Origin of the sequence: Pseudoalteromonas sp. MMG006 (assembly GCF_018101025.1) — a bacterium.
Taxonomy (GTDB): Bacteria; Pseudomonadota; Gammaproteobacteria; order Enterobacterales; family Alteromonadaceae; genus Pseudoalteromonas.
Map to the genome: position 1 here is coordinate 24,626 of NZ_JAGJEJ010000025.1, position 19,706 is coordinate 44,331.

Annotated in this window: 23 protein-coding genes; 15 read left to right on the top strand and 8 right to left on the bottom strand. The window is 38.2% G+C overall.

Annotated features, from left to right (window positions below):
* The first annotated feature begins 176 nt into the window (after positions 1–176).
* From J8L73_RS17445 to J8L73_RS17500, 12 genes are all read left to right on the top strand, one after another.
* A complete protein-coding gene (locus J8L73_RS17445) occupies positions 177–584 on the top strand; it encodes a hypothetical protein (RefSeq protein ID WP_211018984.1) in 408 nt (135 codons plus the stop codon).
* Positions 585–868: 284 nt separating this feature from the next.
* Entirely contained in the window at positions 869–1,207 is a 339-nt protein-coding gene (locus J8L73_RS17450; RefSeq protein ID WP_058548935.1) for a hypothetical protein, read from the top strand.
* Positions 1,200–2,543: an SPFH domain-containing protein gene (locus J8L73_RS17455; protein ID WP_210999577.1), complete on the top strand. Its 1,344-nt coding sequence runs from the start codon at positions 1,200–1,202 to the stop codon at positions 2,541–2,543. Before J8L73_RS17450 ends, J8L73_RS17455 begins: the two co-directional genes overlap by 8 nt.
* A 186-nt stretch (positions 2,544–2,729) precedes the next feature.
* On the top strand, positions 2,730–2,996 hold the full coding sequence (locus J8L73_RS17460; protein ID WP_210999576.1) for a YrhK family protein: 267 nt from the start codon (positions 2,730–2,732) through the stop codon (positions 2,994–2,996).
* Positions 2,997–3,070: 74 nt separating this feature from the next.
* Complete coding sequence (locus J8L73_RS17465) at positions 3,071–3,586, top strand: M23 family metallopeptidase (protein ID WP_210999575.1); 516 nt, start codon at positions 3,071–3,073, stop codon at positions 3,584–3,586.
* Positions 3,587–3,842: 256 nt separating this feature from the next.
* Positions 3,843–4,496, top strand: a complete 654-nt coding sequence (locus J8L73_RS17470; protein ID WP_247659702.1) for a hypothetical protein — start codon at positions 3,843–3,845, stop codon at positions 4,494–4,496.
* 3 nt (positions 4,497–4,499) lie between these two features.
* On the top strand, positions 4,500–5,174 hold the full coding sequence (locus tag J8L73_RS17475; protein WP_211019013.1) for a Crp/Fnr family transcriptional regulator: 675 nt from the start codon (positions 4,500–4,502) through the stop codon (positions 5,172–5,174).
* A 71-nt stretch (positions 5,175–5,245) separates the two neighbouring features.
* Complete coding sequence (locus tag J8L73_RS17480; RefSeq protein WP_211018988.1) at positions 5,246–5,653, top strand: hypothetical protein; 408 nt, start codon at positions 5,246–5,248, stop codon at positions 5,651–5,653.
* Positions 5,654–5,737: 84 nt separating this feature from the next.
* Complete coding sequence (locus J8L73_RS17485; RefSeq protein ID WP_210999572.1) at positions 5,738–6,241, top strand: Mpo1-like protein; 504 nt, start codon at positions 5,738–5,740, stop codon at positions 6,239–6,241.
* A 26-nt stretch (positions 6,242–6,267) separates the two neighbouring features.
* The gene (locus tag J8L73_RS17490) at positions 6,268–7,059 is read left to right on the top strand and encodes an SDR family oxidoreductase (RefSeq protein WP_211018989.1); all 792 of its coding nucleotides are present in this window, start codon (positions 6,268–6,270) and stop codon (positions 7,057–7,059) included.
* A gap of 61 nt (positions 7,060–7,120) precedes the next feature.
* Positions 7,121–7,711 carry a DUF2238 domain-containing protein gene (locus J8L73_RS17495; RefSeq protein ID WP_211018992.1) on the top strand — a complete coding sequence of 197 codons (591 nt, stop codon included), beginning with the start codon at positions 7,121–7,123 and terminating at the stop codon, positions 7,709–7,711.
* 31 nt (positions 7,712–7,742) lie between these two features.
* Positions 7,743–8,195 carry a GNAT family N-acetyltransferase gene (locus J8L73_RS17500; protein ID WP_211018993.1) on the top strand — a complete coding sequence of 151 codons (453 nt, stop codon included), beginning with the start codon at positions 7,743–7,745 and terminating at the stop codon, positions 8,193–8,195.
* Between the two features lie 49 nt (positions 8,196–8,244).
* On the opposite strand, the gene J8L73_RS17505 is transcribed toward J8L73_RS17500, so the two are convergent.
* The 8 genes from J8L73_RS17505 to J8L73_RS17540 form a co-directional block, all read right to left on the bottom strand.
* A complete protein-coding gene (locus J8L73_RS17505) occupies positions 8,245–8,610 on the bottom strand; it encodes a hypothetical protein (protein WP_211018994.1) in 366 nt (121 codons plus the stop codon).
* A 100-nt stretch (positions 8,611–8,710) separates the two neighbouring features.
* Positions 8,711–9,277, bottom strand: coding sequence for a hypothetical protein (locus J8L73_RS17510; protein ID WP_211018996.1), 567 nt, complete (start codon positions 9,275–9,277; stop codon positions 8,711–8,713).
* A gap of 25 nt (positions 9,278–9,302) precedes the next feature.
* A complete protein-coding gene (locus J8L73_RS17515; RefSeq protein WP_211018998.1) occupies positions 9,303–10,343 on the bottom strand; it encodes a putative phage abortive infection protein in 1,041 nt (346 codons plus the stop codon).
* 131 nt (positions 10,344–10,474) lie between these two features.
* A complete protein-coding gene (locus J8L73_RS17520; protein ID WP_211019000.1) occupies positions 10,475–11,431 on the bottom strand; it encodes a hypothetical protein in 957 nt (318 codons plus the stop codon).
* A 644-nt stretch (positions 11,432–12,075) separates the two neighbouring features.
* Positions 12,076–13,050 (bottom strand): transposase, encoded by a 975-nt coding sequence (locus J8L73_RS17525; RefSeq protein ID WP_211019002.1) that lies wholly within the window; start codon positions 13,048–13,050, stop codon positions 12,076–12,078.
* 457 nt (positions 13,051–13,507) lie between these two features.
* Complete coding sequence (locus J8L73_RS17530; RefSeq protein WP_211019004.1) at positions 13,508–13,921, bottom strand: helix-turn-helix transcriptional regulator; 414 nt, start codon at positions 13,919–13,921, stop codon at positions 13,508–13,510.
* A gap of 687 nt (positions 13,922–14,608) precedes the next feature.
* Positions 14,609–14,788 (bottom strand): DUF6435 family protein, encoded by a 180-nt coding sequence (locus tag J8L73_RS17535; protein ID WP_211019006.1) that lies wholly within the window; start codon positions 14,786–14,788, stop codon positions 14,609–14,611.
* A gap of 152 nt (positions 14,789–14,940) precedes the next feature.
* Complete coding sequence (locus J8L73_RS17540) at positions 14,941–16,101, bottom strand: PQQ-dependent sugar dehydrogenase (protein ID WP_211019008.1); 1,161 nt, start codon at positions 16,099–16,101, stop codon at positions 14,941–14,943.
* Positions 16,102–16,359: 258 nt separating this feature from the next.
* Here J8L73_RS17540 and J8L73_RS17545 point away from each other — a divergent pair, with 258 nt between their 5' ends.
* The 3 genes from J8L73_RS17545 to J8L73_RS17555 all read left to right on the top strand — a co-directional run bounded on the left by J8L73_RS17545 (position 16,360) and on the right by J8L73_RS17555 (position 19,646).
* On the top strand, positions 16,360–17,403 hold the full coding sequence (locus J8L73_RS17545) for an FAD-binding oxidoreductase (RefSeq protein WP_211019015.1): 1,044 nt from the start codon (positions 16,360–16,362) through the stop codon (positions 17,401–17,403).
* Complete coding sequence (locus J8L73_RS17550) at positions 17,400–18,452, top strand: acyl-CoA desaturase (protein ID WP_211019010.1); 1,053 nt, start codon at positions 17,400–17,402, stop codon at positions 18,450–18,452. The genes J8L73_RS17545 and J8L73_RS17550 overlap by 4 nt, the downstream gene beginning before the upstream one ends.
* Before the next feature lie 192 nt (positions 18,453–18,644).
* On the top strand, positions 18,645–19,646 hold the full coding sequence (locus tag J8L73_RS17555) for a branched-chain amino acid aminotransferase (protein WP_348771991.1): 1,002 nt from the start codon (positions 18,645–18,647) through the stop codon (positions 19,644–19,646).
* Positions 19,647–19,706: the final 60 nt, after the last annotated feature.

Here is a 19,706-nt window from a genome sequence, read left to right on the forward strand (position 1 = left end):
AAGGGCTAATTGTTACTCGATTTTATAACAAATCAGCTCACGTATTAGACTAAAGTCTATAGGTTAATTTTATTCACTTATTACGTTTGTTTTTCTCGTTTGTCGCTGTTGAGCTAATACTCTAAAGTTCAGTTGTCGGCAACAAGTACGACTAACTTAATTAGGAAAGACAAACCATGAAACGTACACTTTTAAAAACCATCGCTCTTGGCTCATTACTAACTTGCTCAGCAGCTGTAATGGCTGATTCAAGTGACTACAAACTAATGGTTATCAAAACCGCTACTGCGCCATTGCCACTTGAAGAGTCATTCAATAGCTGCGCACTTAACGTTAAATCTAAAAATTACGCTCAAGCTGAAGAAATTTGTACAAAAGCTATCGCACTTTTAAAAGATGCTGAAGGCCCTAAATTTAAAGTACGCCAGCTTACATCTTACGCGTTAAGCAACCGTGGTGTTGCACGATTAAAAGCGCATAACGATACAGCAGCACTTGCCGATTTATACGAAGCAGTACAGGTTTCTGACAATTCAATGGTAACGCATAACTTAACTCGCGCTAAAGAAGAGCTTTCTTTATAATAAGTTTTAGCTAGCGCAAGTTTCAAAAAAGCCCCTGTAAGGTGTAACCTGCAGGGGCTTTTTTGTGCACGATATAAAAGTTCATCATTGTTTGCGGACCCTCGCTTGCAAAAAACTTCATACCTAGACTCTTATTTAGATAGATTTAGTATTTAGCGATTGGCTAATGTTTTATTTTTTACCTGTTTTTTAGACGGTTATTCTGTAAAATCACGCATTAACATTTGTGAAAAAATTTACACTTGTGATTAAGGTGATTATTCAACTAAATATAAGTAGGAATTATGATTTTTTATATTGTTGGGTTGAGTACATTGGTTATTATTTTGTGTTTAGCTATTTATGTCATTTATAGCAATGTACGCACAAGCCGAGTAAGAAAAACAAAAGAATACAATGTGTTATTTGATAAAGATACCATTGTGGATGATCTTATTACTCAACTTACTGATAAAAACCAAGCCCAAGCAGACGAGCATAAAACAATTAAAGGCAAAGAAGAGATCCTTGCAACATTTATTGAATTGCATCGCTCAGGTAGTTTTTGTGCGCATTTAAGCGAGCAAGAAATTATTTACTTTGTTAAGAAAAAATTAAACATGGAGAGTAGTAACAATGGATAACGAAAAAGCAATCCCAGCAGAAAAAAATGAGTCGTTTATGAGCCGTTTTGGCCGCCGTAATGTCATTGTGGTGTCGTCAATTGTTGTTGTATTAGCGGTTATTGCCACGCTTACATCGCAGGTTATATCGTGGAACGAAGCAGATGAGCGATTAGTACACCAATCAGCATTTACTGGTAATTTAACGGTGATAAATCAGGCTGGCCCTTATTTAAAAGCATTTGGTACTACCTCGGCCTATAAAAAAGTAATTTCTATTAACTTTACTGGTGATAGTAGTGCAACAGCAAGCGCGATTGTACCGTTAATTCCTATTCGCTTTTTAGATACAACAACCGGTGGTGCCCGTGGTGTATCGCGTTTTAGATTACCGGGCAATGTGCCAGCTAGTGAGTCTGGCGCATTACGTGGTTTACTTAAAATACACGAAGAATTTGGCTCGCAAGAAACCCTAATTTCTAATCTACTAATGCGTGCTACAACTGAAAATGTTAAAGCGTCTGCACGTATGATGTCGGTAGAGCAACATTACTCAGGTGGTAATGGCCAATTAAGCCAAGATTTTTCTGATCAGCTAACAAACGGTATTTTTGTGACTGAGCAAATTATTAGTACTGGTGAGCGTGATAAAACTGACGATTTAAGTAATTTGAGTAAACAGCAACGCGTTACTATTAATATTAAAAAAGACAGCGAAGGCAATGCACTGCGTAACGCACCTATTTTGGGCGCATACGGTATTACAGTCGTTGATGCGAGCATTATTGATATTGACTACGAAAGTAAAGTAAACGCTCGCCTAGAGGCGCAAAAACAAGCGGCAGCAGATGAAGCGCTTGCGCGTCAAAACCTTAAAAAAGCAGAGCAACAAGCGCGTACAGAGGTTGCACTAGGTGAGCAAGCCATTGCTAAGCAACGAGCTGAATCTGAAAAGCTAAAAATTAAAGAGCAAATTGATGCTGAGCGTATTAAAGCAAATGCGATTATTTCAGCGCAGCAACGAGTGGCTGTAAAAGCGGAGCTTGCAAAAGAGCAAGAAGAGATATTAAAGCAACAACGTTTAGAAGCACTTGGTATGGATGTGTTAGCTGAGGCACGTTTACGTGCTAAGTCGGCAGCGCTTGATCCTAAATACGTTTTTGACGAAACATTAAAAGCTGAAGTTAAAATTCAAACTGCTTTATTTACAAGTTTAGGCAATAGCCGCCTAGTACCTGAAATTGTTATTGGTGGTACAGGGCAAGGCGAGCAAAGCAACGGTTCTGAATTTATGCGTTTACTCGCTGCTGATGCCGCTTTAAGTCTTAAAAAGCGTTTAGAAAAAGAGAAAAAATAAACGATTTATTAAATTTAAAAGTTATGCTTAGCCTTAGATTATACAGCCTATACAAATCAAAACGCTGCCTGATATTTCAGACAGCGTTTTTTATTATGTGCAATTTGCTATTGTATTGTGCAGATAAGCCTATATTTTTGTAAAAATAGTTTTTTAATTACACAGTAAAAAAAGTGAGCAGTATTGATGGATAGCAGAAATCAGCTTAATTTAGACTTAGGGCAAGAGCATATTACCATCCAACGTCGTTATGAAGCGCTGGGAGCATTTAACGATTTTTTGATTGCAGTGTGGTTTTTAATTGGTAGTTTTTTCTTTTTAAATGACTCATTAGTAGAAAGTGGAACATGGTTATTTATAGCTGGCAGTGCGCAATTGCTTATAAAACCTGTTTTAAAGTTGATAAGTCTAGTGCATGTTAGTCGGGTATTTCACTCAAACAATGCACCGTAAATACGACTCACAATGCGTTCATGTATTATGGTTAATAATTTAAATTAACGACTATTAATATTAAGGATAAAGCTTTGAAAGTACTTAAGTGGGTTTTGGCCGCAATCATTATTTTATTAATAGTCGGTTTATTAATACCTGAAAAAATTATGATTCCAGTAAAAGGCGCTACAGGCAAAGATTGGAACCACAGCACGTTTTGGTATGAGCCGTGGGGTAAGTCGGGTGTGCATAAAGGCATTGATATTTTTGGCACTAAAAACACGCCCGTTGTTGCCTCAACAAACGGTATTGTAATATTTGCAGGTGAGTTAAATCGAGGTGGTAAGGTAGTTGCGGTACTTGGACCTAAATGGCGCGTGCATTATTTTGCACATTTAAATGACTACAATGTAAGTGCAGGGGATGTAGTTAGCATAAACAGTCAAATTGGCTCATTGGGTGATACCGGTAACGCTGCAGGAAAACAGCCCCATGTGCATTATTCTATATTATCGCTTTTGCCTATGCCGTGGCTTTTTACAACGCAAAGCCAAGGTTGGAAAAAGATGTTTTTTTTAAGCCCACATGAAAAGCTAACAGCTAAGTAGCTTCGTTTTTTAGGTAAGCGAGTAAAGCCATTTATAAATAGTTGAGCCCCGTATTACTGTAACTTCGCATTTTAAGAATCGATCATTAAAAAATCAGCAACGTTTTAATAAATCGTTAAATAAAGCATTAAAAAGTAAAGTAATTTTTGCAGAAGATGGTCTACTTATAGATTTATAGTGGTTATATGAATTAGGGTATTGCGAGCACTTTATTTTATCGCTATGTTAAAGACTGATTTTTTACATGGACTTTCTTATGCGCATATCTTTTTTAGCGAGTTTTTACTCTTTTGTGCTTATATTTTTGTTTGGTTGCGATAACCAAACCTCTTCGCATAACAAAGCACAACTTGACCATATAATAAAACCTTCTTCAAACAACTCACAATCAAAAATCCCAGCTGCAAAAGTGAACGAGCCAGCAATTGTTTTAGGCTTACTTGCCACTCATTGCAAAACTAACGAAACGGCTTACATAAACGCTAAAATGCAAAAAGTAATGCGTAATCCTAGCAAAGATAAAGCGTACACTTTAGAGCCTACCGAAAATGTACTTTCTGTATGTCTTGCCAAAGATGGCTCTGCACTGAGTTATCGCTTTGGGCGAATTGACGACATAGGACTTGAAAAAAAGGCGAGTATAGATGCTCCTTTTGGTAGCTATTATCGTCAAGTTGGTCGAGTTGGAGAAAGTATTTTGTTTTTTAATAATGGGCCGTACCATTATTACATTATAAACTCTGGCGGTATGGGGAGTGGGGTATCGGTTAATGTATTTAAGGACCAGGCACTAATAGCGGAGCTATTTTCTGGGAACGAACCCTATAACGATTTTATAGTGGCCACAGACTTACAATTACCAAAAAACCTAGTTAAAGAACTACAACCTTTTAATCAGCAAATGCAATAAATGATGAGCCCCGAGCAACAACGTATAATTGAACAAGGCGAATGGTTTAAAAACCGTAGCCCTTATTTAAAAAGTTTTTTACTCACGCAAGGTAAAACACTGTCGCTTAATGCTCAGCAGTCTTTGTTTTTACGCGGCGATCAGCACGATGGGCTGTATGCTTTACTCTCTGGTGTAGTTAGAGTGAGTGGCGTAAGTAGTGAGGGTAAAGAAGCTGTGCTTAGCTTTATCGATTCGTCACTTTGGTTTGGTGAATTAACGTTATTTGATGGCGGCTTACGGACTCACGACGTACACGCACAAACTAATGTAACGTTATTTTTTGTACCACAGCGCTGCATTGGACAACTTTTAAATGAGCAACCCAAATATTGGCAAGATTTTGGGTTATTACTAGCGCAAAAACTGAGAGTCATGTTTACCTCCATGGAAGATCATGCCCTGTTAAGCGCTGAACAAAAAGTATGTAACCGACTTTTAATGTTAAGTGAACATGCAGAGCACTTAACACCACTTGTTTTATCTCAGCAGCAACTTGCTGATATGACCTACCTAACACGTCAAACTATTAATCAAATTTTGCAGCACCTAGTCAGCCTTAAAGCAATAAGTTTAGGCTATCAGCGCATAACTGTTTTAGATAAACAAAAGTTACAGGCGCGTGCTACACAAGCTTAAATAGAGACTTTTTTATTTAGTTGGAACCAAAATTGCTACAGATAATGTAACGCAACAATGGATTTGAGCTAATGACTACAATAACCTTTAAAAATCAATATAGTAACTATAACTCCCCTGCAGTAAATAAAGCGGTAGGACTAAGCGAAGTTGCGGCAACTAATGCCCTCCCGAACGAAAAAACAAAAGATATTAAAGGCATTACCTCAGCTCCTAAAGAACCAACTTTTTTAGAAAGTGCCCAAGAAGCGCTGGTTTATAAGCGCTTAGGTGTAAACAAAAACAAAATAGACGAGCTAAAAGCGACAATAGAAGAGCTTATTAAAGAGCAGCAAAGTGAAGGCGCAGACCCTAGCGCAATTGCTGATAAAATTGAGGAGCTACAACAAATGCTTGAGCAAGAGTATCAAAAAGGGCGCGAGCAAACGGATATGAAAGGTGAGCATGAGCCGGGTAAAATAATTTCTGCATTTGTTTAATTTACAAAATGTCGGATACCTGACATTGTTGTTGTACTTACTTTTGCTAAAGTAAGTTTTATATATAAAAATAAAGGCAAAACAATGAAAACCCTTCAACAACAACTAGGTACCTATGGTTCGTACCATCGCTCTAAACGTAATGTGCTCACTCACTTTTTTGGTATTCCGCTTATTGTATTTGCAGCGCTGTGTTTATTGGCACGCATTCAAATTCCGCTTGGTAGTGCAGTGATTGATGGCGCACAGCTGTTTGTACTCGCCTCTGTTGTTTATTATTTTATGCTGAGCTTTTCGCTTGGGTTTATTATGGGCGTACTATTTACGCTACTGCTAGTTGCAGCGCAGCCCATTGCCGCTATGGCTTTTTGGCCTTGGTTAAGTATTGGTGTGGGCGTGTTTGTGTTTGGTTGGGTGCTGCAGTTTATTGGCCATTATTATGAAGGTAAAAAACCGGCGTTTGTAGATGATTTAATCGGTTTAATAATTGGCCCGTTATATGTAACTGCTGAGCTGTTATTTTTAATGGGTTTTTATAAAACCTTAGAAAATGAAGTTAACAACATAGCAGGTCCTACAAAGGCTTAACTAATAAAAATTAATGACAGGTGCTTATGCATTATAATAATAAAACCGTGTGGATCACCGGCGCATCATCAGGAATTGGCAAGGAGCTCGCAATACAGTTTGCAGCACTGGGTGCCAACGTTATTTTATCTGCTAGAAGCGTTGATAAACTTAACGAACTAAAGCAAAGTTTACACGGTGATGGGCACAGTATTGTGCCTCTTGATTTGTCAGCGCCTGAGGCAGTTTTGGCTCAGGTTACTGATTTACTCGACACATTACCTCCTATCGATATTTTAATTAATAACGGCGGGGTGTCGCAGCGCAGCTTATTTTTAGAAAACGACTTTACTGTTTACCGCCAGTTGATGGAGGTTAACTACTTTGGCCTCATTGCACTTACCAAGGCGGTAGCACCTAGTATGGTAGCAAGGCAAAGCGGTTCAATCGTCTCTATTAGTAGTGTTGCGGGTAAAGTAGGCTCTAAATTTAGAACGGGCTATTCAGGCTCTAAATATGCGGTAGTGGGTTTTATGGATTGCCTGCGTGCAGAGCTTGCTGAGCATAACATTCATTGCTTAACTATTTGCCCCGGCTCTATTAAAACAGCCATTGCACATAATTCGTTAAACGAGCAAGGAATAGCGCAAAACAAGCCAGAGCACTCAATAGAAAATGGTATGGATGTAAGCGTAGCCGCTAAAAAAATGCTCCATGCAATTGATAATAAAAAAGACGAAGTGATTGTTGGCAAAGGCTTAAGCGGCTGGGCACCGACCATTAAACGGTTTTTTCCTCGCTTATTTAATCGATTAACCGCTAAAACAAACTATAGGTAGCACCGGACGATTTAGAGATATAAAATGCTGTAAATTTGATCAGTTTAGACAAGGATTCTAAATGAAGTATTTATGGCTTGGCCTGTTTTTTATTGTATTGATTTGGTCCGGAATTAACCCAAAAGATCAGTTTACTTGGCTGCTAGAAGTTATCCCCGCAATCATTGGTTTAGTGCTTATGGCAAGCAGCTATAAGCACTTTAAACTCACCCCCATTTTATATGGCTTTATACTAGCGCATTGTATTGTGCTAATGGTTGGCGGGCATTACACCTACGCCGAAGTTCCTTGGTTTGATAACTTACTTGGCAGTGAGCGCAATAACTACGACAAAGTAGGGCACTTTTTTCAAGGGTTTGTGCCTGCATTATTAGCGCGTGAAATATTACTACGTAAAAACGTAGTAAATGGTAAAGGCTGGCTAAATGTGTTTGTTGTATCGATATGTTTAGCATTTAGTGCTTTTTACGAACTAATAGAGTGGTGGGTTGCAGTATTAAGCGGTGAAAACGCAGAAGCATTTTTAGGTACGCAAGGGTACGTATGGGATACTCAATCTGATATGGGAATTGCGTTACTTGGCGCTATTTGCTCATTATTGCTGCTTTCAAAAGTACACGATAAACAGCTAAAAAATGTTAAAGATTACTGATTCAAATTTTATTACTAAAAGGCTATAGATTATGGCTGTAAATACCCACAATTTCACGATTAGCACTGACAAAAGCAAACTTAACTTTAGCGTTATTTATAGCTTTATTGCTAATAGCTATTGGGCCAAAGGAATACCTAAAAGCGTGATGCAAAAAGCGATTGATAACTCAATGTGCTTTGGTGTTTACAGCGCTCATAACGAACAAGTGGGTTTTGCCCGCGTAGTGACCGATAAAGCAACCTTTGCCTATTTAGCCGATGTTTTTATTTCACCGCACTTACAAGGTAATGGGCTGAGTAAGTTACTGGTTAAAACGATAGTTGAGCACCCTGAGCTGCAAAGTCTCAGGCGTTTTTTATTAGCCACTTCTGATGCGCATGGGCTTTATGCACAATACGGATTTAAGCCAATAGACAACCCCGCATTGCTAATGCAAATAAACCCTGAGAATGTGTATGGTAAAAATAATCGTGATACCTAATAAATGGGGGGAAGAGCAAATTCCGTTTAATGTTCTTGTTAGGTTTTCTTTACCCGTAATAGACAGGCAATAACCTTGCCTTGAACCCTTTAGCGCAAATCCACCATTTAGCACCTACATCATCAGTAAGTTGGTAGAAATTGAGCTCGTTTTCAAGATAATTAGAATCTAATACATTTGCCGCTAGTTCATTCGATTGTTCTAGTTTTGCAGGAGCTAATAGGCGAAATGAAAGACACAATGAATCAACACCATAAAACTCTAGTTCTATTTCACCATCATCTTTGGTTCCAGTATCACCATTAAATTTTATTAACAATGATCCCGTAACATCGGACTTCTCTACTGATATATTTTCTATGTCAGCAGGACCTTCGAGTTTGGAAAGATAACCGTTGACTTGCTCTAATTCCATCTTGAAAACCTAACGCCTAATTAACAGGCAAAAAATAGTTGGTTAAAATAAGCGACGAAGGAGCAAAAACCAACTGTTTTTGTCCTTGTTTAATTTCTTGTTATGTTTCAACTGCCAATTCGCACATAGCTTGAGATATTCTTGCTGATAAGTCTTCTGGATCTGCTAATGATGCCAAACGAGAACCTACATGTTTAGCAAAGTCCTCTAAAACTACTAAGTTATCAGAACTTGGAACATCAGGCTTTGCTAACGCTTCTCGGAGATAACGAAATGAATGAAGTGATAACAGCGACTCTTTATCTTGGTCAGTTACTTTGGCTTCCAATCGATGTGCCAATTGATTACGTATTGTGTTTAACCTTCTAATGCCACTCGCCAATTCTTTGGTTTCGTTAGAATGATTTTCCACAAGTGATAATTTTTGTGAAAAGGTTAAACGCGTACCCTTTAAATCACCAAGATTTGGATTTAGGGCAATAAGATACTCAGTTAGAAAGTGTTCAACAAAAAGGTGTGACCTTAAAATTCTTCCTATAGCATCTACATCTTGATTCCATTTTTCGTTTATTAGCGAGAGCTTACGATCCATTTCTGCATTCAGTGCATCTTTTCCACCAGAAAGCTCAATGACTTTCTGTGCTAGTTTTAAATGTTCGATATCCACTGGACTCCTTTTGAAACATAACGCCTCAATCAGCCGAAGCGTCAGCGGTCGGCTGCATTGATTTGTTAGGGCTGAGATTATAGGGCACGCCGCCGTTAGTGCCGAAAGCCCCACCATAGTACTTCTTCAGATTAACGCCTACCTCCTTCTTTTCTTTGTACTGCAAAAGCATGTCTTCACTAGCTATTGCTACTTTAGATCCAGCTAATGAATAGCCATCCTTGCGCTTTTGTATTGGCAGGTGCTCTAACATTTGAAACTCCACCAGAAGGTTTTTAAATTGCCCTGAATCTGACACACTCTCTAGACAATTAACAAATAATAACGCTAGTTCTTTCGTAGAAAGTTGTGCTCTAAGTATGCTTGAGTACTTTCTCTTTTCTTCGTAGGTCAATTTATTTTCTTCGTAACCATCAATAATTTTAAGGGCTTGATATAGGTTCCTGAAATAGTGACCTAGTATGTGATTGTGATGTTTCTGAAGGTTTTTATAGCGGTCCAAAGCATCATCTGGTGTTTTTGCCTCTACAGATAAGAAGGTCAAAATTTCCTCAAAGACAGCTCGTCCTTCAACTTTAGTTTTTTTAGAGGATAAACTTTCACCCTTACTCTTATAACTTAATTCTTCTAGATCAACCTTTAGGTTATCTACAATTTTATGGTGCAGATCCAGAATATTGAAAAAAGTCGTTTCGATAGCTTGTGTGCTAAGAGCATCAGCAGTCTTTTCGTATTCATGGCGGGCCAAACGGAGTTCTTGTCGCTGAATCACAATAGTGGCTATTAGACCGAACAGCGTAAAGAAAGTTAGTATCGGATTTAGGACTCCACCTAAAAAATCACCAAACACTCCACCTCGATCAGTGAACGTTATCAATGCCAAGTTAATTATTAACAACAAACCAGCACTTAACACTGCGAACGAAAGTACTTTAAATAATACCTTATTGAGACTTAGGCTTTTTTTGTCTCCATCGGACTCAGTGAAAATGGCTTCAAAATCAGGGTACTTTTGATCAAGATAGCCATTCAATCCGTTAAGCCTGTTTTTAAACCAGTCCTTCATCGTTTATTTCCTGTTCAGAAAGTTTCGCGGGTTTGAGCCCTAACGCCCACATTAACTGGATAAAATTGGTGGGCTATAATCGCGGAGCGATGCCCGCCGTTTTTATTCCAGTTAAATTGCTTGTTATATTTCTATTCATACCATGAGCTATTATCAATATCCATATGGTTTTCTGGTATGTGAACATCATCCAAATTAGTTAGTGATACATGTGCAGTGAAATTGTAAGGAAAATCAGTTTCAATTGACGCCCCATCACCATTTCTCATATCAGATCTAGAACCCCATTCTAAAATACAATAAGCAGTTCCACTTCCAACTATTTCAATTGATTGACTAGTTATGCCACTGACAGAATACTCGTCCAAATCGATATAATTAACCATTCCGTGAGTGGATAATATATCTAACCCATCCATTGTAGATTGTACTGATATATCGATGACTGTATCACTTACTTGCTCATCAATTTTCCATTGAATTTCTTTACGACAATCATCGATTAAAGAAAGAATATCGCTCGTCAATTTTAAAACAGCTTTAGAAAGCTCTTCACATTTATCATCACTTATATTGAAGTTTTTAGATGACCTAACATGAGTGAATTTACTCAATTGATTAAACTTTTTGCTAAAACCAGACAATGTCTCACTTAAAACATCATCTTCGTCTTCTTCTATTTCTAAGATCGTGCTTCTTACGTACTCTACATCCATTCCTCCGCAGACAGCATAAATAACACGTTGTAATCTTGTAACTTCGGTATCCGAGGGTTTAATGTACCAGCTACATTTCTTAATATCTTCATCACTTGAATACTTGGCAAGTATTATCCCAATAATCTCCCTCATACAATAAGCAAAATTATTAAACCGAACAGGGTTCCCATGGTCTGACAAATTTCTTAGGGTTGCTAAAAATAGATCTTTCTCAAAACCAGCATCAAGATGGGATAAAATTTTATCCGAGTAACTATCAGCAATTAGGTGTTTATAAATAGTACTTCTAGTATTTTGTAACTTAGGAGAATATGAACGTCGCTGAACTTTCGCCATTCTTTTACGCTTACGTTTAATATGATTAATCACGAGAGTTCCTTAGAAATATAACAACTTTATCAGAGGACACTTTCCTCTTTTTATGAGCAAAGTATGTCCTCTTAATTATTTTTAATATTAATAACAAATCCTGTAACACATTGCGAGTATTAAACTTTAAGTCGGGCTGTTCTTTTAATAATATGCAAAAAAGAGGAAAACGTCCTCATTTTCTGACTTAGGAGGAAAAACGCCAGCGCGGTACATAAATACAGCAATTAAATATTTAAAATGAAAACCAAATCCGATTTTAAATCATTTAATAGTCACTAAAAAACGGTGGCGATAATGCAAGTAACCGCTTTAAGTACACTTATTTGTGTAGGCGTATTATAAAAGGTGGTTTAGGGTTTGGAAGCTGTAAAAAGGAGGTTATAGATTATTTACTAAACGCATCTTCCTACTTTTAAAACAGGAAAGATTAAACTAGACGGAAAGATTAAACTAGACAGCCACTCCGAAAAAATAAAGTCAATCTAGGCTAGATTCACTTTTTAGGTTAAGAATTTATCTTTTACTACTCGGTTACTTGCTTTTCATCCATAAAATAATTCATTACCAGGCTTAAACCTAAATGACACGCATCGTAATAACTGCATGATGCAGTTGTGATTTATTACTGAGTAGTTTAAATTTTATGCCAATAGCTTTTCGCAGTTACTGATATTCGCTCGCCGCTTTCGCTTTAAGTTTTCACAATAACTTGCTTGTGAGGCTGGCCTGCCAACTGCGCCATGAAATACGCGCGTAAATTGGGTTGTAAGCTTTAACCAGTTTTCGGGGGAAATATTAACTCTTTCGAGTAAGGGTAAGTGTGTACTTTTAATATAACCGCGTTTATCCTCTCGTATACAACGCCCTGTTAATTCAACAAGTTCAAGGTACGATTTAAGCTCAAACGGGAGTCCTTTTGGCATTATCTGACGTGGCATGCCTGCAAAGCGAAGGAGTTGTTTTGGTTGTTTGACTTTTTTTGCGTATGTTAGTCGTTGTTTAACGCTGGTGTGGTCTGATTCCTCAGGCGTGTTAGCCATTTTAGCTCTAATTGGGTTTAAATCGACATACGCCATACAAGCGGCAAGTGCTGCTTCATCTAATAATGCTTGAGACGTAAAGCGTCCCTCCCAAAACCTGCCAGTGCAGTTATCTTCTTTATTTGCTCTGCGCGCAATGTCTTCATTTAATAATCGCATAAACCAGCTAATACTTGATAGGCGCTCTCGATATTCCTTTACCGTTTGATTGAAAAAGATAAGCTCAGCTTTACTTAGCTTTTCACTCTGTATGTATTTTTGCGTAAGTACAGTGCCTTTACAGAGTTTATGCCAGCGGATAATAATCGCTTTATCATTTAATCGATTCACTTTTTTATCATCAACATACAGCACTAAATGAGTGTGGTTACTCATAACGGCATAAGCACATACATCAATACAAAATACCTTAGCTAGCTCAAGCAGTTTATCTTCAACCCAGCCTCTGCGGTGCTCGTAAGATTGACCTGTAAAGTGGTCTTCACCACATAAAAATGCGCGGCGCACGCAACGCGAAATACAGTGATAATATTTTGTATCAACCAAACTTACTTGACGCTTTCTTGCAATTGCCATGTGACCCCCTGCTTTTTTTTGCACTAAATAAAGGCTAGCCTCTAACTTCGAAAAGTGCAAAATTTTAGATGGGTGTCTTGTTAATTGTTGTTAATTGCTTGTGCTCTCTGATTTATGTCATCAACCTTAGTTCCTTTAAATGCTAATTTTGTAATTACGGGTCTTAATAAAGGGGATGGCAGTAATTTTAGCTTATTAAGAAGTATTAAAGGGGAAAGGAGGAAACCTCCTAAAATAATCCTAAAAATACTCGCGTTCGAGATTACAAATTTTGTATAAGTATCCCTTGTCGTTATTGTTCCATCAAAATCGAAGAGCGCAAGTTTCAAATATTTCTCCTGACTGCTAACTTTTCAATAACGGGCGCAGGCACGTGGGGCATAATGGCGAAGCCGCCCCGCGTGTATGCGTCCCAGCGAACGAAGTGAGAGCGTTTATTGAGTTGTTATATCGCTACTCACCAATATTTCTTCGTATCAATATAATGCTTCATGTTGGAAAAGATATAAGCTAGAAGAAAGAATGCCGGCGTTGCGATAACGTCGGGTTTTATGAACCAAGTTAATAGGCCCAAGAGCACCGTCATCATTTCTAATATAATAATTTGCTTTCTTGCTTTTACTCCCCAAAACGAAAACCTGACCCATAACGGCTCTTTGTTCCATTCTTTAGATGTTTTGTCTATCACGATAATTTCCTCTTTAAGTTTAGAAATGTCAATTTCAAACACAGAGGCAAGGGCTTTAAGAGATTCTATACTGGCCTTGTTTCCACTTTCAATTCGTTGAATAGTTCTAGTACTCAAGCCGCTTAACGTGGCAAGTTGTTCTTGTGACCAGTTTCGTTTTTCTCTAAGACGTTTGACTATCATTTGGGCTCCTTACCAATGTGAGAGGAAACTATCCATGTTTTAATCGATTGTCGGTTACGAAATTCACACGACAGTGGGGCGACAGGCGATGTTTACAGCGATATAACAACTTTATTAGAGGACACTTTCCTCTTTTTGTGAGCAAAGTATGTCCTCTTAATTATTTTTTAATATTAATAACAAATCCTGTAACACATTGCGAGTATTAAACTTTAAGTCGGGCTGTTCTTTTAATAATATGCAGAAAAGAGGAAAGCATCCTCATTTTCTGACTTAGAAGGAAAAACGCCAGCGCGGTACATAAATGCAGCAATTAAATATTTAAAATGAAAACCAAACTCGATTTTAAATCATTTAATATTCACTAAAAAACGGTGGCGATAATGCAAGTAACCGCTTTAAGTACACTTATTTGTGTAGGCGTATTATAAAAGGTGGTTTAGGGTTTGGAAGCTGTAAAAAGGAGGTTATAGATTATTTACTAAACGCGTCTTCCTTCATTTTAAACAGGGCAGACATGATGTTTATACCAATCGACTTAAATATTTAGCCTTTCTAACGTGCTAAATAAAGCGTTAACGGCGTTATAAATTTTTCATGTAGAACAACTACATATCGAAATTTATGCCTTGTTATCACTTTATTTATCCGTTGCTATAAATGTCTAATAACTTAACACGATTGGTATTATTTGGATTTTTTAGCCTCTAGAGTTTCTATTTCACTCCAGATTTTTTCGGCTTCTGCGCTTAGCATGGAGTAACTTTTAATATCGCCTTTGCGCTGTGCTTGCATGCCTTGCTCTAATTTTGCGTCGTACTCTTTGCGGAGTTTTTTTGTTGGGTCTGATTTGAATATTGAAAACATGGTGACTCTCTTTAATAAATAGCAGTTATGAGTCTATCCTACGCTACAAAGAGATAAATAGTTCTTTTAGTGGCAAGGCGTTTACCTTATTAAATAAGGCAAACGCTGTATTTATTATACTTTGATGTTTAAGAGGCTTATGTTTAAGGAATTTAAGTTTGTGGCTCTAGGCGTTTAATACCTTGCCCATCAATACCTAAATAAATAAAACCATCGCTGCCTTGAGCTAGGCTGCGTACTCTGCCAATTCCATCGAGTATTTTATATTGCTTAGCAACTTTACCCTTTGAGAGTTCCAGTGCGCTAATAAAAGAAAATTTCATAGATGCGAGTAATAGCTTACCTTTCAGCTTTGGGTATTTGTTACTCGTTACATACAACATATCGGATGGGGCAATAGAAGGAGTCCAGTGTAATACAGGTGATTGCATGCCGTCTTTTTCTTTAAGGTCTGTAAACTTGGTGCCGCTGTAATTAACGCCATAACTTACAACAGGCCATCCGTAGTTAGCGCCTTTTTTTATTATATTAAGCTCATCGCCGCCACGAGGGCCGTGTTCGTGAGACCATAAAATATTATTTTGTTTATCAAACCACATGCCCTGTGGATTACGGTGCCCGTAGGACCAAACTGCATGCTTTGCATTTTTTTGTTTAACAAACGGATTATCACTTGGGATACGACCATCTTCGTGTAAGCGATAAATTTTACCGCCATCGCGGGTTAGATCTTGTGGGTTTATAGTACGCGCACCGCGATCGCCAATTGAAAAATAAACATAACCTTCGTCATCAAACACAATACGACTGCCGTAGTGCTGGCCTTTAGTACTGTTGTGTTCGCCTTTGTATAGTAATTGCTGATCAGATAACTGCGTATGATCATCACTTAGCTTGGCGCGCATAATAGCGGTGTTACTTCCACTTCCTGTGCCCTGACTGCTTGAGTAACTAAAGTACAACCACTGATTTTGATTACTGTCGGTATGTAGTGCTAAATCAAGCAATCCACCTTGGCCATTTGCGTCTATTATAGGTAGCCCAGAAACCTTAGTTAATGTGGTGGTATTTTTAGGTAATAAAAATAATGCACCACTGCGCTCAGATATTAATAAATCACCATTGGCTAAAGGTTCAATAGCCCAAGGTATGATTACATTTTCTGCGATTGTCACTGCTTTAGTGTTTAAAGAAAGTGAGTCTAGGCTTTTGTAATCTATTGCTTTAGCTGATGCTGACATTGTGAGGGCAGAGGCAGCAAAACCCGCAATTACTAGCTTAGTAAATGTATTATGTAACGCTAAATTTATCATTATGCTTCCAAAAATTAGTCCGTTCTTTAATACATTAACATGGGATAAACAATTTTGTTAAGCCTTGAGTTGAATGATAAATGTACGCTTATATTTTAATTAATTAAAAATAGACTAGAAGTGTATCACTAGAAAAAAGTTGAATATTTACTCTAATACAGTTGAAATTAATATTTTTGAGCGTACACTTGTGCGCTGAAGTTTGAGCGTACACGTGTACGGTCAAAGTAATTTAGTTTAAGTAGAGATTTATCCATGATGATGACTCAGGTATTAAACCAATTTTCTAAATGGTTTTTACACCATCAAAGTTTTGCCGGTTACATAGAACCTATCATGCAAGCTTTTAAACCAGCATGGCGCGCTAATTTAATTAGAGCGCAGGTTGCTGAAATAAATGAATTTAATGGCAGTTTTTTAAGTGTATTACTTAAACCAAGTAAACATTGGAAGGCACATACTGCTGGGCAACATATTAGTTTAACCGTAGAAATTAATGGCCGGTTACTCACGCGGGTATTTACGGTTGCCTCAAGCCCCGAGCAATTTAAAACAACGGGATTGGTGCGTTTATTAATTAAAACTAATGAGCAAGGGCGCTTTACACGCCTTTTAAGCAGTGCTCTACGAGTTGGTGAGTGGTGTAATATTTCGGCGCCTAGTGGTGAGTTTATTTACAAAAACACGCAAAAAGCAGCAACTTTTATTGCTGGTGGCTCAGGTATAACCCCAATGCTTGCCATGCTTAGTGAGCATTTAAATACTACGTCGCAAAAAGTGTCGTTAATATATTTTGCTAAAGCCACAGAGCATCAATGTGTCGATGAGCTAAGTAAACTTGCTGGCAAGTTTTCACATTTTTCTTTTTTACTGTTAACGCGTGAACAGTCAGGCGATATTACTCGCAACATTAATGTATGGGAAAATCCAGATATATACTGTTGTGGGCCAGCGGGCTTTATGAAAACGGTGAGTGATTTTGCTATAAAGCACGATTTAAATTACTACCAAGAGGCATTTGGTTTAGCACTGCCAACGTTAAACGACGACAGCCAATTTAATGTGCAGGTTAATAGCAGCGCCTATGTAGTAAGCGCCAATAATGCCTTATTGCCTCAGTTTGAAGTAAAACAATTACCGGTCAAACGTGGCTGCGGTATTGGTATTTGCCATCAATGCCAATGTATTAAAAAATCAGGCGTGGTGCGCAATTTAAAAACAGGTGAACTGAGTGATAACGGCGAGCAATTAATTCAACTTTGTGTAAGCCAACCTGTTAGCGACTTGGAGTTACAATTATGAAAAATATAAACTTTGATCAGCTTGCAAGCGATTTAGATGCTATAAAAATGGATACGCTTGGCAAAGTAGGGCAACAGGATGCTGATTACATTCGCTCTGTTGTACGCAAACAGCGAGTGTGTGAATGGAGCGGGCGAATTTTACTTATGCTTGGTTTTATTCAGCCATTACTGTGGGTTGCTGGTGTACTGTTATTAGCGCTTGCTAAAATTTTAGACAATATGGAAATTGGCCATAACGTTATGCACGGCCAATACGATTGGATGAACGACAAACAGCTTAACTCACAACATTATGAGTGGGATATAGCCTGTGACGGGCAAAGCTGGCACCGCGTACATAACTTTGAGCATCATACGTATACTAATATTATTGGCAAAGACAGGGACTTTGGTTATGGGCTTTTACGTTTAAGTGATGACTTTAAGTGGCGCTTTAAAAATGTATGGCAGTTTTTTACGTATATTAATTTAAGTGTGCTGTTTCAGTGGGGGGTGTCGTATCACGAACTGGCAGCTGAACGCGTGTTTATTGGTAAAAAGAAAGAAAACCGCGAAGGGGGTGTATCGCACGCGACTTTAAAACAACGTTTTTTTAGTAAGGGCGCTCGTCAGTTAATTAAAGATTATGCGGTATTCCCATTACTTGCAGGGCCTTTATTTTTATGGGTGTTAGCGGGGAATTTAGTGGCAAACTTAATTCGTAATTTATGGACATCAACCATAATATTTTGTGGCCACTTTACCGAAGAGACCGAAACCTTTAAAGAAGAAGACTGTATAAACGAAACCCAAGGGCAGTGGTATTATCGCCAAGTGTTGGGCTCGTCTAATATTAAAGGGTCGCATTGGTTTCATGTTTTAACGGGGCATTTGAGCTGTCAAATTGAGCATCATTTATTTCCTGATATGCCATCGTCGCGCTATCAAGAAGTGGCACCACAGGTACAAGCTGTTATGCAAAAGCATGGTATTGATTACCATACAGGTGGCTTTTTTAAGCAGTATAGCTCGGTATTAAAACGTATTATTAGATACTCGTTCAAATAAATAATGTGCCATTAAGGAGCCGATTAATAAGTGTATATTAATCGGCTTTTTTGTATGCGGTTAGTAATGTGTTTAATTTATAAACAGCACTTGCAAAAAATTCTTTTGGTTAATTAAAAAAGCCTTACTTTAGCTATGGTTAAATGATGTGTGAATGTCATACAATGGAGAAAAATAGACCACACAAGAGAGATTAAAATGGCCGCATTTGGTACCGTGTTTATGCCGCAGATGATTCAAGCTCGTTTTTCTGATAACCAATGGAGCGAAAGCTCAATTGTCCCTTCCGATAAACTTGAACTTCATGCTGGTGCGCACGTTCTTCATTATTCAAGCACATGTTTTGAGGGCTTAAAGGCCTTTCGTCGTGAAGATGGTTCTGTTTATATTTTTAGAATGGATGCAAATATTGCCCGTATGCAGCAAAGCTCGGCTTTGTTGAGCTTACCTAGTTTTGATGGCGATATGTTAAAAAACATGATTTTAGATATAGTGCGCGAATACGCAGACGAAACGCCATTACCACCGGGCTCTATGTATATTCGCCCAACCCACATAGGCACTGAGGCTGCAATTGGTAAAGCGGCAGCACCTTCTATGAGCTCAATTTTGTACACGCTACTATCGCCAGTAGGCGATTACTTTGCAGGCGGTGCAACTGCACTAAGAGTGTTACTTGAAGAAGACGGCATGCGCTGCGCACCTCATATGGGTATGGTTAAAAGTGGTGGTAACTACGCCAGTGCGTTAGCCCCAATTAGTGCTGCACGTGAAAAGTATCAAGCAGATCAAATTTTATTTTGCCCAGGTGGCGACGTACAAGAAACCGGCGCAGCTAACTTTATTTTAATTGATGGCAACGAAATTATTACTAAAGCGCTTGATAGCACGTTTTTACATGGTGTAACGCGTAATAGTATTTTAACCATAGCCAAAGATTTAGGTATGACGGTGAGCGAGCGTAACTTTAGCGTTACTGAGCTACTAGAGCGAGCAGCTAAACCAGGCACTGAGGCTGCGCTTTCGGGCACTGCTGCGGTACTTACTGCTGTGGGTACGTTCATTCATAACGATAAAGAATACAAAGTAGGTACTGGCGAGCCAGGCCCAACTACAGCTCGTTTACGCCAAGCATTGAACGATATTCAATGGGGTAAAAGCGAAGACAAACATGGTTGGTTAACTAAAATCTAATTGATTTGATAAGCTTACTTTAAAAAGCCACCGATTAGGTGGCTTTTGTATTTTTAAGTA